The organism is Streptomyces sp. A18, assembly GCF_059026065.1.
Genome location: NZ_JBWLKL010000060.1, coordinates 1 through 13,857 on the forward strand (window position 1 = coordinate 1; position 13,857 = coordinate 13,857).

The 13,857-nt window shown below is 68.6% G+C and carries 15 protein-coding genes and 2 pseudogenes; 11 read left to right on the forward strand and 6 right to left on the reverse strand.

The features are described from left to right. Positions 1-311 precede the first annotated feature (311 nt). Both AC5P1C_RS40565 and AC5P1C_RS40570 read left to right on the forward strand, forming a co-directional pair. Positions 312-1,448: an ISKra4 family transposase gene (locus AC5P1C_RS40565; RefSeq protein ID WP_493871016.1), complete on the forward strand. Its 1,137-nt coding sequence runs from the start codon at positions 312-314 to the stop codon at positions 1,446-1,448. Positions 1,449-1,480: 32 nt separating this feature from the next. Further along, positions 1,481-2,014, forward strand: a complete 534-nt coding sequence (locus AC5P1C_RS40570; RefSeq protein WP_493871017.1) for a CbrC family protein — start codon at positions 1,481-1,483, stop codon at positions 2,012-2,014. 151 nt (positions 2,015-2,165) lie between these two features. Here the strand turns inward: AC5P1C_RS40570 and AC5P1C_RS40575 are convergent, their stop codons facing one another. Further along, a complete protein-coding gene (locus AC5P1C_RS40575; RefSeq protein ID WP_493871018.1) occupies positions 2,166-3,044 on the reverse strand; it encodes a nucleoside triphosphate pyrophosphohydrolase family protein in 879 nt (292 codons plus the stop codon). A gap of 124 nt (positions 3,045-3,168) precedes the next feature. On the opposite strand from AC5P1C_RS40575, the gene AC5P1C_RS40580 reads away from it, so the two are divergent. The 4 genes from AC5P1C_RS40580 to AC5P1C_RS40595 are packed head-to-tail and all read left to right on the forward strand — an operon-like array spanning position 3,169 to position 5,596. Beyond that, on the forward strand, positions 3,169-3,429 hold the full coding sequence (locus tag AC5P1C_RS40580; protein WP_493871019.1) for a phosphopantetheine-binding protein: 261 nt from the start codon (positions 3,169-3,171) through the stop codon (positions 3,427-3,429). Next, on the forward strand, positions 3,426-3,839 hold the full coding sequence (locus tag AC5P1C_RS40585) for a helix-turn-helix domain-containing protein (protein ID WP_493871020.1): 414 nt from the start codon (positions 3,426-3,428) through the stop codon (positions 3,837-3,839). The genes AC5P1C_RS40580 and AC5P1C_RS40585 overlap by 4 nt, the downstream gene beginning before the upstream one ends. Continuing rightward, the gene (locus AC5P1C_RS40590; protein WP_493871021.1) at positions 3,836-4,750 is read left to right on the forward strand and encodes an ImmA/IrrE family metallo-endopeptidase; all 915 of its coding nucleotides are present in this window, start codon (positions 3,836-3,838) and stop codon (positions 4,748-4,750) included. The genes AC5P1C_RS40585 and AC5P1C_RS40590 overlap by 4 nt, the downstream gene beginning before the upstream one ends. A 54-nt stretch (positions 4,751-4,804) precedes the next feature. Further along, entirely contained in the window at positions 4,805-5,596 is a 792-nt protein-coding gene (locus AC5P1C_RS40595; protein WP_493871022.1) for a thymidylate synthase family protein, read from the forward strand. A 36-nt stretch (positions 5,597-5,632) separates the two neighbouring features. On the opposite strand, the gene AC5P1C_RS40600 is transcribed toward AC5P1C_RS40595, so the two are convergent. Beyond that, on the reverse strand, positions 5,633-6,658 hold the full coding sequence (locus AC5P1C_RS40600) for a nucleotide kinase domain-containing protein (RefSeq protein WP_493871023.1): 1,026 nt from the start codon (positions 6,656-6,658) through the stop codon (positions 5,633-5,635). Positions 6,659-6,706: 48 nt separating this feature from the next. Between AC5P1C_RS40600 and AC5P1C_RS40605 the strand changes: the two genes are divergently transcribed. The 4 genes from AC5P1C_RS40605 to AC5P1C_RS40620 all read left to right on the forward strand — a co-directional run bounded on the left by AC5P1C_RS40605 (position 6,707) and on the right by AC5P1C_RS40620 (position 10,834). After that, positions 6,707-7,000, forward strand: coding sequence for a hypothetical protein (locus tag AC5P1C_RS40605; protein WP_493871024.1), 294 nt, complete (start codon positions 6,707-6,709; stop codon positions 6,998-7,000). A 1,197-nt stretch (positions 7,001-8,197) separates the two neighbouring features. Further along, a complete protein-coding gene (locus AC5P1C_RS40610) occupies positions 8,198-9,283 on the forward strand; it encodes a helix-turn-helix domain-containing protein (protein WP_493871025.1) in 1,086 nt (361 codons plus the stop codon). Between the two features lie 20 nt (positions 9,284-9,303). Beyond that, positions 9,304-9,831: a sigma factor-like helix-turn-helix DNA-binding protein gene (locus tag AC5P1C_RS40615; protein WP_493871026.1), complete on the forward strand. Its 528-nt coding sequence runs from the start codon at positions 9,304-9,306 to the stop codon at positions 9,829-9,831. 187 nt (positions 9,832-10,018) lie between these two features. Further along, a complete protein-coding gene (locus AC5P1C_RS40620) occupies positions 10,019-10,834 on the forward strand; it encodes an SAM-dependent methyltransferase (RefSeq protein WP_493871027.1) in 816 nt (271 codons plus the stop codon). A gap of 51 nt (positions 10,835-10,885) precedes the next feature. On the opposite strand, the gene AC5P1C_RS40625 is transcribed toward AC5P1C_RS40620, so the two are convergent. Both AC5P1C_RS40625 and AC5P1C_RS40630 read right to left on the reverse strand, forming a co-directional pair. After that, positions 10,886-11,659, reverse strand: coding sequence for a DUF5753 domain-containing protein (locus AC5P1C_RS40625; protein WP_493871028.1), 774 nt, complete (start codon positions 11,657-11,659; stop codon positions 10,886-10,888). A gap of 231 nt (positions 11,660-11,890) precedes the next feature. Continuing rightward, on the reverse strand, positions 11,891-12,127 hold the full coding sequence (locus AC5P1C_RS40630) for a DUF397 domain-containing protein (protein WP_493871029.1): 237 nt from the start codon (positions 12,125-12,127) through the stop codon (positions 11,891-11,893). A 201-nt stretch (positions 12,128-12,328) separates the two neighbouring features. On the opposite strand from AC5P1C_RS40630, the gene AC5P1C_RS40635 reads away from it, so the two are divergent. Continuing rightward, positions 12,329-12,868: an ATP-binding protein gene (locus tag AC5P1C_RS40635; protein ID WP_493871030.1), complete on the forward strand. Its 540-nt coding sequence runs from the start codon at positions 12,329-12,331 to the stop codon at positions 12,866-12,868. Between the two features lie 156 nt (positions 12,869-13,024). Here AC5P1C_RS40635 and AC5P1C_RS40640 read toward each other — a convergent pair. Continuing rightward, positions 13,025-13,395: pseudogene (locus tag AC5P1C_RS40640) on the reverse strand (IS701 family transposase); the annotation flags it as partial. Next, positions 13,314-13,752 (reverse strand): annotated as a pseudogene (locus AC5P1C_RS40645) (IS110 family transposase); the annotation flags it as partial. The pseudogenes AC5P1C_RS40640 and AC5P1C_RS40645, both read right to left, overlap by 82 nt. Positions 13,753-13,857 lie beyond the last annotated feature (105 nt).

Here is a 13,857-nt window from a genome sequence, read left to right on the forward strand (position 1 = left end):
GCCCCGTCGCCGTCCTGCAACCGCTCTGGCTTCGAAACTCCACCACCGCACCGCCCTGCAACTGCACTTGCGGGTACCACTGCCCGGCAGTTCATCTCTGCCAGGCCCTGCTCGATCTCCGTTACGAGAGAAACCATAACCACACCACCACCCAATGTCTACTGTGGCCGACACAGATTTTCGTGTGTTCGACGGTGGGGTAATCGACCGCGAACGGGGCAGGAGGGGATTAGCGGGCCCGGGGCCGGGCACAGGTGCCGGACTGACGGAGACGGCGGGAAATCGTGCGGGAGCAGCCGCCATGCGCAGCCATGCCCACAGCCAGTGCGCGAGAGCATCGAGGAGTTCACGCCGCGGGTGCCTGGCCGGCCGGCCACCCCGCTTCAGCGGAGGCACCAACGGCGCGAGGACCGCCCGCTCGACACCGGAATCAGCTCGTGGCTGCGGCTTCGGGTGACATCGATTCCTTCTACCAGCAGTACATTCCCGTCCCCTGCAGCCGGGACGTCCTGCTGGTCATTGAGGTCGACGGCAAGGGGTGGTCATGCGACCGGAGGCTCTACGGCCCGCCCCCCCAAAGAGCCCACCTCGCCGCCGAGGCCGGACATCGCAGCCGACTCACGCCGGGCGAGAAACCCAACCGCAAGCGGATGGCCACCGTGGCCTGCGTCTTCGACGCCGTCCCCGCTCCCCCGCGCCCGCACGATGTGATTCATCCGCCGGGCGGCCGCAGCACCCGCCGTCGCATCCGCCGCGGCCCGGCCGCGATGCGGAAGTGGTGCACCGCCTCCCTCCTCCATCCGCCCGAGAAGGTCGTCGCCGATGTCTTTGCCCAGGCCGAGGCCCGCGATCCCAGCCACCACCGGTGCTGGGTCGTCCTGGTCGACGGTGCCCGCCACCAACTCGATCTGATCCAACGCGAAGCCGCTCGCCGCGGCTGCACGATCAAATTGCTCCTGCATTTCGTGCACGTCACCGAGTACGTCTGGACCGCGGCCCATGCGTTCCACAAGGTCGGATCCGCAGAGGCCGACGCCTGGGTCGCTGGCCATCGGACCACGATCCTCGCAGGCCAAGCCGGCCGGGCAGCCCAGGCGATGACCACCCAAGCCGACCGTGCCGGCCTCCGAGCAGGCCGGCGAGAGGCCGTGGATGTCTGTCGTCGCTATGTGACCGGCCACCTCGACCAGCTCCGCTATGACATCGCCTTGGCCGCGGGCTGGCCGATCGCCACCGGTGCAATCGAGGGTGTCTGCCGGCACCTGATCGGCGATCGTCTGGACATCACCGGCGCCCGCTGGGGCCTCGCAGGCGCCGAGGCTGTCCTGCGGCTCCGCACGTTGATAGACAACGGTGAATTCGATTCCTACTGGCGCCACCACACCACATGTGAGCACCAGCGCCTCTATCCGGCGCCCGACCAGCGGGGATTCGCCCTAACTGCTTGATCGTGAGGCTGTCTTACGAACAAACTGCACCGGTGAGCCCAGAACTTCCCGCCTTCCGCTACCACCCCGATCCGCTCGCCAGCGGATCCATGCGTGAGAGCGCCGAGACGTGCGCATGCTGCGACCGCGCGACGGGGTGGATCTACACCGCGACCTTCTACACCGCCCAAGAGGTCAGTGGACGCTTCTGCCCCTGGTGCATCGCCGACGGCAGTGCGGCCGAACGGTTCGCCGGCGAGTTCACGGACTCCTACGGACTCGACGGCGTCAGCGAGGAGATCCTGCACGAAGTCACCCGCCGCACCCCCGGCTTCCACGCGTGGCAGGACCCGCACTGGCTCGTCCACTGCCACGACGCGGCCGCCTTCATCGGCGAGGTCGGCTACAGCGAACTGGCAGCCCACCCCGAAGCCCTCGACCAACTGAGGCAGGACCTGCGCATCGGTGGCTGGCACGATGCCGCCCAACTCGAGCAGTTCCTCACCCACCTTGGTGAAGGCGCCACCGCGATGCTCTTCCGCTGCACCGTCTGCGGCACCTACCTCGCCTACGCCGACGCCTCATAACGGCCACTGAGCTCGGCGGCTCGCAAACCCGAACCGATCATCCCTTCAAAGGAACCGCGCCCAAAGGCGATGCCGGACCCGGCTTCGTCCCCGGAGTCCCGGCCCATCACCACCGCCGAGCAGTAACCCCTGCCCCCGAGCGGGCAGGACGTCAGGCGGGCTGGACCTCGAGGGTCTGGCGGTCCAGGTCCAGCTGCACGCTGCCGCCGCCGTAAGCGCGCAGCTCTCGCCAGGCGGCGTAGCCGGTGAGGATGGCGTGTTCCCAGTCGGCAGCACGGCAGGCACCGACTTCGAGGTGTGCGGTCATGTGGCCGATGGTGGTGAGCAGTTCATGGTCGACGTGCTTGATGTCGGCGAAGTGCCGGTGGCGGGCGGCATAGGAGAAGACCAGGGCGGAGATGCCCTCTTCGATGGCGATGGCGCGGCCGCCGTCTTCGGCCTCGTCGGCGTCGGGGCTGGACTTGCGTTTGCGGCCCAGGAGGAAGCGGGTGACGGGCGACCAGCCCAGGACGGCAGCGTGGGCGAGGTGGAAGGCGTCGTGGAAGCGGTAGTCGTCCTCGACGCGGGAGGCGCTGGTGAGCGGGTCGCCGGCCTGTTTCCCGTCGGCACGGGTGAGGACGATGACGTTGCGGCCGTCGTCGGTGGGGGTGGGGGTGAAGGTGAGGGTGGTCTGGCGCGGGAGGCGTTCGTGGTCGGGGAAGTGGGCGTCGAAGGCGGTGCGTTCGGCGTCGGGTGTGGGGCGCCAGCGGTCCTTGGTCTTCTCCAGGCTCGCCGCGGCGATGTCCTCCAGGGACAGTTCGAAGCGGTCGGCCAGGGCTGCGATGTACCACAGGACGTCGCCGAGCTCCTCGCGCAGCTGGTGCTTGGACTGTTCGAAGGAAGGGCCGTCGCGCAGGTGCTTTTTGTAGGCGGTGGTGAGGGAGCCGACCTCGCCGGCCAGTCCCAGCAGGGGGACGAGTATCGGGTCGGCGCCGGGGGCGGGCGCCTGGAGGGTTTTGACGGCGGCCTGTTGGTAGCGCTGGAAGTCCACACTGCTCCCTACGTCTGATCCTGGGACAACTCCTGTCGGATTACCCGACGTTCGTCGTATGCTAGGACAACGCTGTTGGGAAATCAGACGATTGGGGAGAGCGCTGAGCAGGATCAGGCCAGACGTGGAGGACGTCGTCACGGTCGTCATCGAGTTCCTCGCCGAACTGGAGGCGCGCCCCGCCGCCGAGGTGCGGGCCGAACTGCAGGAGGCCGGAGCCGAATTGCCGGTGGACTCCGTACTCATCGTCGAGATTCTCACCCGCGTCGAGGAGCTCTACGGCATCGAGATCCCCGCCGACCGGCAGTCCGCACAGGCCACCCGGTCCGTACTTACCTTCGCTGCCGCCGTGCAGGACGCCATCACAGAAGGGCAACAGACATGACCCCTCCCCCATCCGAGGCTCGTTCCCGCGATCCCGAGCTCGTCCGTCTCGGCGAGCGGCTCAAGCAGACCCGCGACTACCTGGGCGTCTCCCAGCAGTACGTCTCCGAGGGAACCGGGATCCCCCGCACGGCGATCAGTGACATCGAGCGCGGTGAGCGGCGGGTGGACAGCCTGGAGCTGAAGAAGCTGGCCCGTCTCTATCGCCGGCCCGTCTCCTACTACCTGTCCGAGGAGAAGGACGCCGACGTCGGCGAGCACGTGCTGGCCGGGCTGCCGCGGGCCCTGGCGCAGCTGACCGACGGCGACCAGAAGACGGTGCTGGAGTTCGCCGAGTACCTCTCCCTGCGGCGGGCGGCCGAGCGGGAGGCCCCTGAGGAGACGGCAGACGCGGGGGAGCCCGGGCGGTGAACTGGAACCTCGCCCACCGGATCGCGGGGATCGCGGCCAACCAGGCCCACCGCGACCTGGGCGTAGACCGCACCGGATACGTTCCCGTTCACCGCTCCCTGAGGGCCGCGCGTGTGATCGGCATGGCCCAGCCGATGCCCCGGCTGTTCGGTGTGTACCGATCCGTGCGCGACGACGGCCCGGCGATCCTGCTGAATTCCGGGCTCGACATCGTCACCCAGCGCCACACCGCCGCCCACGAGCTGGGCCACCACCGGCTGGGCCATCACAGCGTGTACGACAACGAGATCGACCCCGGTTTGCGGTGGGGCAACGGCAGCTGGCCCGACGAGGAGAAGACCGCAGAGGCGTTCGCCGCCTGGTATCTGATGCCGCGCCCTGCTGTGCTGGCCGTACTGCAGCGCATCGCGCAGGGCCGCCCGCGCGGCCCCGAGGACGCCTACCTGGTGGCCCGCGCGCTGGGCACCTCCTACGCCGGAACCGTGCGGCACCTGGTGCGCCTGTCCCAGCTGGAGGCCGGGCGGGGCGAGCAGTGGCTGCGCGTTCCTCCTGCGGCGATCAAGAGCTCCCTGCTGCAGAGGCGACCTGTTGCTGCAGGGGTCCACGTGCATGCCCTCGGTGCGGCCTGGCACGGCCACCGGGTGCACGCGGACGTCGGGGACATCCTCGTACCGCACCCGCACCCGCATCCGGACTCGGCCCGGTCCTTCTTCGCTGCCCTGCCCAAGGGGATCGAGCCGTGGCCCGACGGCACCTACGGGAGCGGGCAGCTGGAAGCTGTCACCATCACCGACGAGTTCGCCTGCCCTGGGCCCGTACGTATCGAGGTTTCCGGGTGTGAGGAGCCGTTGGAGGTGACCGTGGTGCGGGAATCACCGCGCTCGGGCATCGACGAGGCCTGGCCTCCCTGACCCCGCTCTTCTCCTTCGTCCTGCACCACCCCTTCTTCTGCGCCAGGAGGAAACGTGCACACCTTCACCGTCGCGGGCCGCAACGTCACCCGCGCCTGGATCGCCGCCTGTAACGCCCTGGACCGCCGAGACAATCCGGCCCGCACCGGCTATCACACCGTCGTGCGGATCGCGGAGCCCGCAGCCGACGACCTGCTCTTTCGCACCGAGCTGGACCGGATACGCACCGCTCACGGCCACGAGCCGATCACCACCGTAGCCAACACGATCTTCCCCGCCGACCTGGCCGCGCGCTGCGCCGACCACGCTGAACTCGCCGCCCGCTACCAGGCGTTGTACGGGCGGGCCCGCCGGTATGCGGGCAACCATCACGGCACCTACTTCGGGCGCCTGGTGGCATACCCGGGCACGGACGGCGCCCCTATCGATCAGGTGGCCAAGGTGATCGGCCGGCTGCGCCAGCAGTCCGCCGCAAGCGCCACGATGACGGCCGCCTACGAGGTCGATGTGGCCCACCCCGCCGACGGCTCACCCGAGGGCACCGAGGCACTGGTGCACGCCCCCGACCGCGACAATCTCATCCGCGGGTTCCCGTGCCTGAGCCACTGTTCCTTCCAGCTGGACCGCACCGGAACGGTCCACGCCGCCGCCTATTACCGCAGCCACTACATGCTCGAGCGCGCCTACGGAAACTACCTTGGCCTGGGCGGGCTGCTGAAGCACGTCGCTTCTCAGGCCGGGCTACGCCGCGGAACCCTGACCATCATGGCCGGATACGCGCAGTTGGATGGGCCCATCACCAGCGTCCGCCCGCTGCTCTCCGACACTCCGCCGCTGGCCGTCTGACCTCACGGCGCAGGCCCGGCCGCCGGGCCCCGCACATCAGGGTGCGCTGTCCAGCCCCCACTTGGGCGGAAACCAGGCCGGCACCGGCGCGGCGTCCTGCCGGTAGCTCTGCTTGATGCGGCTGCGGCCGCTGATACCCACGATCTCCGGGTGCACAACGCGGGCGTACTTGTCGACCTCACAGAACAAGTTCTGGCAGTCGATCAGCTGCAAGGGGCGGCCGCGCAGTCCTGGGAAGGACAGGCCCAGGCGGGCGAAGTGCTCGTCCTGGGTGGTGGCCATGTAGCGGATCACCTCTGCCTCAATGCCGTTGGCCGCGGGACCGAAGCACTTGCGGATCCCGTCCCGCGCGCCCGGGCCGGCCACCACGAAGTCCATCTCGTCAAACGGCATCACCTCGGCGTAGTTGAGGTCGATCAGGTACTGGTAGGCCAGAAAAGGGCCGATCGCCGGATAGCCGAGGAGCACCTCGTAGGCCTGGCGCATCGTTGGCGCCTCCAGGACCCGCTCCGGGGCTCCGGACGTCATCATCATCTCCAGCAGCCGCAGGTGATTGCGGTGCTTGCGCCCCTCCCCCAGCTGAGGGGGCGGCACGATGTAGGCGGCGGAGTACAGGCGCTCGTCACGGGCGAACGCGGCTGACAGCACCCGGTCATAGGCCCGGTAGTCGTAGCTGTCCCAGCACACCTCGCCCAGCTCGCCAGTGAGCAGTTGCCAGGTGGAAGCCTTGTTGAAGATCTTGAACAGCAGGGTGCGGAAGAAGACTTCGTCCCACTCCTGGCGGCCTTGGTAGATCACGTCGCTGATGAGCGTCTGGCTGACCCGATCGGCGGCGCGGTAGCAGTTGGTGAACCGGTACTGGGAGAGAACCGGGTCGCTGGTCCACGGGCCGCTCCCGCCGCTAAGCCGGGCGAGGTAGACAGCTTGGCGAGCTGCGGCGAACCGCCAGTAGGTGTCGAACACGGCCGTCGGCTGCAGGGGGCGTCCCGCCACCTGCAAACAGGCCGGGGCGGACTCTGTCACCGCACCCGGCATCTGGCGGTCTTGCAGCAGCGTCACCATGCGTTCAATATATATTTGTTATAGGTCAGTTGTCATTGAGGGGGGACCGTGGATCTGCTGTGTCAGCAGACGCGTCGCAACACACTGGTCTCCTGGCCCCAGGAGGTCGACGAACGCCTGAACGTTCTCGTCCGTTCCGCTACTGCGGCCGGTGAACACACCTCGCGTGCCCAGGTGTTGGCTGCACTGGTCTCGCTGGCAGATACCCAGCCAGAGGCGGTCAGCCGACTGCTGCACGCCTACCGGCAGCTGCCCGCCGACGCCCTGGCCGACGGCAACGACCGCGACGACCTGCCCACGGTGCGCGCCCCCGGTCGGACACGTACCAGCCCTAACGTCTGACTGGCTCGCCGGTCACGCTCTGGTCGTCGATCCCCCGAGGGGCCCCTCACCTTGTGAGGACGGGGCTGCCGCTCCCCCTCATCTCCTGATCCCTCCGAGCCTGAGCGAAATCTCTGGGACGCGTCGGCGAAGGGGCCGGAGCCGCTGCCTTTGGCTCTGAACTCCTCGCGTGTCGCGTGTGGGGGCTCTGTTCGCCGGATGGTCGCGGGAAGTACTCGTTGGTCATGGCCTCGTACAGAAGGAGCATCGTGCCGATGCCGGCCAAGAGGCGACTTCGATGGCCGGGTGCGGGAGAGCGGGCCCGGCCCCGCCACAGCCCACGACGCCGGGCCGGCTCCTGACGAGAGACAGCCGGGGCGCGTGCACCAGTTCGGTGCAGCGAGCCGCCTGAACCACGCAGAAGTAGCGGTGCGGCCAGGCCGGTTGAGCCATAGGCGCGCCCTGCCCAGCGAGCCTGCGCCGGATCGGCTATCCCACGCGGCCAGCCCTCAGCGTCGCACGGAGGGGATCGGGCGTGACACCAGCACGGTGAACACTTTTGAACGGATGGTTTCGAGTTGCTTCGGAAATGCATTCGTTCACCCGAGCGACTCGTACCTCTTCAGGTATTTTTACCGCCTCGTGCCACAACTTTGTGCGATGTCCGCTTTAAATGGCGGCAGATATGAACGAGCGGCTAACGTCTCTTGACGTACAAGGAGCCCCGGGCGGTCTGACATCCAACTCCGGGGCTCCCACACACTTCCAACCAAGAAGGGGGATCGAGTCCCCATGCTTGACCGGCTTTTCTCTGCCGATTCTCTCGATTCAGCAACTGGACCCGACGTTAACATTCCGCGGTTTCCGCGAAATGAAACCCGGACGATCGATGCCTGGGCTGTCACGCTTCAGGCAAGCGTCTTCCTGGCGCTTCTCGTTGTGCCCATTGTCCTGATCAGTGGAACGTGGGTGCCCCCCGCCAGTGCGGGGCTGGCCCTGTCGATGGTCTGGACAATGCGCCACTCCTCCATCCGCTACCAGCGAGTTCGCGTGTCCTGACGGCGTCTCGTGCGGGAGCGGGGCGCCATGGACGGCACCCTGCTCCCGCACCCTCACCAGGGGCGTTCGCCCCTGCAAGCGGAGGCTGTTGTTCCTCTGCGGCGGCTCGGAACGGACCGCAGAGAAAGAGAAAAAGGAACGCGCACTCAGGGAGGAATCATGGGGGCCAGCCCCCCTCGCGGAGTCTGCCGCCAGTGCAACGAAGTACTGGATCTGGCGGATGGTCCGGGGCGCAAGAAGGAGTACTGCGATGCTGCCTGCCGCAGGCAGGCGCAGCGGCAGCGCGATGGAGTGGGCGGCCAGCGGGCGCGCAGTGCGCTGCCCTTGGGGCGGCGCATCGCCGAAGACCTGCAGGTGCTGTCGGCCGGGCTGCTGGATGCCGAGCACGACGGGCAGCCGGTGGAGGAACTGCTCCGCTGTGCGGCGGAGCTGGCTCAGGAGGTGGACTACTACAGGGCGGCGGCCGTGCAGGATGCGCGCAGCCAGGGGGCGGACTGGGCTCGGGTGGCGGCCGCGGCCGGGGTCAGCGCGGCCACGGCGCGCAACCGGTGGGCCGAGAGCGAGGTGCAGCGGCGTATGAAGCGCCGTGCCTCGCAGCGGTCGGGCGCCCGCCCGGTTCCTGCGGCGCGTGAGGGCGAGGCGGGCCGGGTCCTGTCGCCGGCGGCTGAGCGGGCCGGAAAGAAGCTGGCGGCAGCGCTGCTGTACTTGCACCGCTCCAGTGGTCTGTCCATCCGTGAGGTGGCGGACCGGACGTCGCTGTCCGCGTCCTACATTTCACGGATCCTGTCGGGTGAGCGCACACCAGGCTGGCCGGTGGTGCGGGATCTGGCCCTGCTGTGCGAGGGGGACCCGGCGGAGCTGAGTGTGCTGTGGGAAAGCGCCCACGGACTGACGACACCGGCGCGCCCGGCGATCGGGGATGCGGTGGCCCGTTTGAGGGCGGCGCTGCGGGGTCTGTATCTGGCGGCGGACCGGCCGGAGGTGGCGCAGCTGCGGCGCGCCTCGCGGGGTGTGCTGACGGTGCAGTCCATCACGGACATGCTCGAGGGAGAGATGGTCCCGGGTTGGGAGGCCACCTCGGCGCTGGTGGCCGCGATGGGCGGGTGGCCTGCGGACATCCGGCCGCTGTGGGAGGCGGTGCATTACGCGTTCCTGGTCTGCCTGGATCCCGTCCCGCTTCCACAGCCGCAGTCCGCTTCTACCGATCCTGGCGATACGCCGCAGGCGCCGCCCGAGCTGCCGTGAGCGGCAGGGGGAGATTTGCCATGTACTTCTCGCACCGTCGTGGTGCTGTGCCGGCACCGGACACCCTCACCCGCACGCACCGACCCGCCGCGGGCAGCGGCCGATGCGGTGCGGCGGCGGTAGGCGCGCCGCCGCTGGAGTACACCGCGTTTCGCCAGCTGCGCCAAGAGCCCTACCTGCGCTTTGCCTGCGAGCGGCTGAAAGACCGTCAGGCTGCCGGGCAGGTGGTGGAGGCGGTGTTCGGTGACTTGAAGGCTGACTGGCCGGCCGTCATCAGCAGTTCCCGTCCGGCGGCGGTTGCCTGGCAGTTGCTGGATTCTCTGATCGGCGGGGCGCTGGATGCGCGTCCGGCGCGGGGAGGCGACATCGTGCACAGGGTACTGCCCTCGGTACAGGCGGATGTGGTGGTTTTGCACTGCCGACTGCGGCTGTCGCAGTCACAGGCTGCTGAGTTGATGGGAGTGGAGGAACCCGCCGTGGCCAGCCATCTGCGTATGGCGCAGCGCACCCTACCCGCGCTGAGGGCAGGTGATGCGCACTGCGACTAGAGGACGGGGGCATAGGCACCGCGGTTGGCGTACGCCGGTGCCGTCCTGGGCGGCGGCGGTCCATAGCGCACCTCGCCCGGCCGGGGGCTGTTGTGCGAGTACCTGTCTTCTGCGTGGCCGGGGTGCCTACGATGGGGTGCTCGTACCGGCCTGGGTGCCGGGCTGTGTGCAGCGGGTAAGGGGCGGGATGGCTTCAAGGGGTACGCCGTCCGCTGACGTCGTCGACGTCAGCGTGGCCAGTGTTGCCCGGATGAACTCCTACCTTCTGGGCGGCAAGGATCACTACCCCGCGGACCGTGAGGCCTGCGAGAAGCTGCTGGCGATCGCGCCCAGCGCCGGGTTGCTGGCGGCGGCCAGTCACCAGTATCTGCTGCGTACCGTGCGCCGTCTCTCGATGGGGGTCGGCGTGCGGCAGTTCGTGTGCTTCGGTGCGGGGCTGCCCACGCCGGTCACCGCCCATCAGGTCGCCCAGCGGGTCGACCCGCGGGCCCGGGTGGTCTATGTCGATGACGATCCGCTGGTGGTGGCGCACGGCCGGGCGGTGCTGGAGGACGGCCGCAGCACCCGGGTGGTGCGCGCGACGGGCTGGCAGGCTCCGCAGGTGCTGTCCTGGCCGGGGGTCGAGGAGTTGATCGACCCGCGTCGTCCGGTGGCCGTGCTGTTCGTGTCCCTGCTGCAGCACCTGGAGGGCGCCCAAGCCTGTGCGCGACTGCTCCGGGAGACGGCGGGGCGGTTGGCGCCGGGCAGTTTCCTGGTGGCCAGCCAGCGGGTCAGCGAACAGGATCAGCTGCGTGCCGATGTCGCACGTCTGATGGGTGCGTGCGGGGTGCGGGGCTGGGAGCATGTGCGCGCCCCGCAGGAGGTCGAGGCGTTCTTCGCGGGCTGGCGGATGATGGCTCCCGGCCTGATCGATGTGACGGCCTGGCTTGCGGAGCATAAACTTTCCCCGCGTCAGCGCACCAGGGAGTGGTACGAGTATGGCGGTGTGGTCCGCGTGGACTGATCGCGGCAGCCCGTTGAGGTTCTGCCGAAGTGCCGGTGGTCGGCTTGGCAGTCAGGGTGCTGCGGCTGCTTCGAGCAGCTGCAGACTGCGGTCGGGATCCAGGGCCTGAGCCGCGAGAGTGTCCAGGACGCTGCGGTAGTGCTCGGTCTCTGACCGCTTGTCCAGGTAGGTGGCATCGCGCAGCTGCTCCAGGTAGACGATGTCAGGCAGGCCGGGGTAGGCGAAGCGCAGGTGTGTGATGGGAAAGCCCGGTGAGGCGCAATGGGCCCCGTCAAATGGCGCGATCTGAAGGGTGATGTAGTCGCCGCGGGCCAGGTTGGCCAGGTGGTGGAACTGAGCCCGCATGATCTGCTCGTCTGCGACCCTGCGGTGCAGAACGGCTTCGTCCAACAGCGCCCACAGTCGCGGGGGTTCGGCACGGCTGAGCACCTCCTGGCGGGTCTGGCGCAGCTCGACCCGCTCCTCGATCTCCCGCTCGCTCGCCAGCGGGTGCCCCTGACAGATCACAGCCCGGGCGTAGTCGGCGGTCTGCAACAGGCCGGGCACCAGGGTGACTTCGTAGGTGCGGATCATGTCGGCGGCTTCTTGCAGGCCGATGAACTTGGGAAACCAGTCGGGCAGTACCTCGTCGAACCGGTGCCACCAGCCGGATTCATGCGAGCGCGCCACCAGTTCGCGAAAGCGTGCGAGTACCTGCACGTCGTGGACCCCGTAGAGGTGCAGCAGGGCGGTGACGTCGCTCTGTTTGGCCGAGACCAGGCCCTCGCTCCAGGCGGCTGAGCTTGGATTCCGATCCGCCGATGTGCAGGCCTGCCCGTCCGGCATCGACGCCGGCCTCTCTGCGCGTCTGGCGCAGGACCTGTCCGAGCACCATGCGCATTGCCGTCGGGCTGCGGCCCACGACGGCGAGGCAGTGCTCGAAGGACACGGTGTCCAGCGGCTGGGCGGCGGTCATGGGTGCTCCTGCGGGGAAACTGACGGCGAGCGCCAGTTTCCCAGGGCCGAGGCCCCACCGCAGGGTTGACCGTTGTTTTGGTGTCTGGCGATCGGCCGGCGTCAGCTGGCGAAGCGGTCGAACTCCCCGTTCTTGGCCCCCGTGAGGAAGGCGGCGACCTCGGCTCGCGTATAGATGAGGGCCGGGCCGTGCGGGTCACGGGAATTGCGTAACGCCACGCCCCCACCGGGCAACAGCGCCAGTTCCACACAGTTTCCGTCCGCGTTGCTGCGGCGGCTCTTGACCCAGGTGACGTCTACAAGTGCATCAGCGCAGACACCGTTTCCGTAGTGGCTCATGCTCGCCTACCCCCTGCTAGTCGAGAATTTCATGATCCTTTATCCGTGCTGCCCGGCACGGACGGGGAATACGTGCCCGCTTCATCTGCTTCGGATGCAATTCCCGATGCAATTGCATCCGGGGCGGGGTGGCGAGGATACTAGTTCCGGCCGGGCCGTGTTCTGGTCCTGCGGCTGGACGACTTTCGGGGGGAACTGGAAGTGAGCGCACACACGTTGACCGCCCTGCGCGAGAGCGCGGGAGTCCAGATCGCTCCCTCCCCCGCGGACCGCACACCGCAGGAGATCGCTACCCCCATGCAGTCCACCGCCCCCGACTGGGGCCTGGTCCTGGGGATCAGCGCAGCCGGCTTCGCCGCCCGCAGCTTCGGCACCGATCCGGCCTCCCTGCGCCAGATCCGCCAGTTCACCCGCGACATCCTGGAAGAGTGGGGGCTGGTCAACTTCGCCGACGACGCCGTCGTCGTCGCCAGCGAACTGGCCGCCAACGCCATGCACCACGCCCTGGACCACATCGGCGGCGACAGTGCATGGCTGGGCCTGGTGCGCTCCGAACGCGCCCTGATCTGTGTCGTCGCCGACCCCAGCCCTGCTCCCCCTGTCCCCCAGAAGCAGAGCGCACTGACCGAACACGGGCGCGGGCTGTACCTGGTGGACGCCCTCACCGCCCGGTGGGGCTATTCCGAACCCGACGGCCACGGCAAGACCATCTGGGCCCGCATACCCATACCTCCCCGGTAGCCGGTCGGCGCGCGAACCCTGGCCCCCTCACTCACACCGTAAGTTCCCGGCACTTCGCCCCATCTGATCGGCCATCTCGACCGGGTCCGCTACGACATCGCCCTGGCCACTGACTGGCACATCGCCACCAGCGCCATCACGAAGCGTCATCAAGGCCCCGTGCCGGGGTTTGAGGGCCATCATGAACGCCAGGCCGGGTGCGTGCAGGCCGGCGCGGAAGCTGTCGTGGTCGCCGTAAGCGCAGTCGGCGGCCACTGCCCTCAAGACCAGCCCGGCCGCTTTGGCTTCGGTGGCGAGAGCCACCGCGATCTGCAGCTTGGACTCGAAGCCCGGGTCCTTCTTTCCCTGAGGGAGGTGGTGGGCCGGGGTGAAGGGGGGACGGCGTGCACCGCGTAGTAGACGCGCTCGTCCGCCCAACAAGTGGTCACCGTGACCACACCTCGGGTTGAACCAGGAGGGCGAGCATCTGCTTGCCCAGCGCCTCTTCGACCAGCGTCGGCTGGTGGGCGTAGTCCGCCCGGAAGAGGTCACGGATCCGCTCAGCCTCGGCCGTGACACCCCGCTTCCGGCGAGCGCGGCCTCCAGCTGCATGCGGGTCAGCCGTGAGGCCTTGGTGGGAGTGGGGCCAGGCGGAGAAGGTCGCGGGCCTCGGGGCGACACAGGCCGTTGGACCAGGTGGATGCGGCCTCCAGGATCGAGGGGTAGAACTCGCGGAGCAGAGAGCGAAGCTGATTGGCGACGGTCTGCCGGTTCCAGGTGGCGTCCTGCTGGGCGCGGGCCAGAACAGCGATGGCGCGAGCCAGATCACTGTCCTCGGGCAGGGGCCGGTGCGTGTGCAAAACAGTGCGCAGGATGTTCGCCAGGACCAGGGCGTCGCCGGGATCGAAAGCGCGCGAGTTCGTGGATTCCTGGGAGGGCAGGTTCGGGAACCCGCGCGGCGGTCGCTGGTTCAGGAGGGATTTGAGATGGGTTGAGCGTCGTGGCGTGCT

What these genes read in the sequence shown, in the direction of transcription:
- AC5P1C_RS40565 (WP_493871016.1), top strand. Translation starts at nt 312, where the DNA reads ATGCCCACAGCCAGTGCGCGAGAGCATCGAGGAGTTCACGCCGCGGGT.
- AC5P1C_RS40585 (WP_493871020.1), top strand. Translation starts at nt 3,426, where the DNA reads ATGACCCCTCCCCCATCCGAGGCTCGTTCCCGCGATCCCGAGCTCGTC.
- AC5P1C_RS40600 (WP_493871023.1), bottom strand. Translation starts at nt 6,658, where the DNA reads ATGGTGACGCTGCTGCAAGACCGCCAGATGCCGGGTGCGGTGACAGAG.
- AC5P1C_RS40610 (WP_493871025.1), top strand. Translation starts at nt 8,198, where the DNA reads ATGGGGGCCAGCCCCCCTCGCGGAGTCTGCCGCCAGTGCAACGAAGTA.
- AC5P1C_RS40615 (WP_493871026.1), top strand. Translation starts at nt 9,304, where the DNA reads ATGTACTTCTCGCACCGTCGTGGTGCTGTGCCGGCACCGGACACCCTC.
- AC5P1C_RS40620 (WP_493871027.1), top strand. Translation starts at nt 10,019, where the DNA reads ATGGCTTCAAGGGGTACGCCGTCCGCTGACGTCGTCGACGTCAGCGTG.
- AC5P1C_RS40625 (WP_493871028.1), bottom strand. Translation starts at nt 11,659, where the DNA reads ATGCCGGACGGGCAGGCCTGCACATCGGCGGATCGGAATCCAAGCTCA.
- AC5P1C_RS40630 (WP_493871029.1), bottom strand. Translation starts at nt 12,127, where the DNA reads ATGAGCCACTACGGAAACGGTGTCTGCGCTGATGCACTTGTAGACGTC.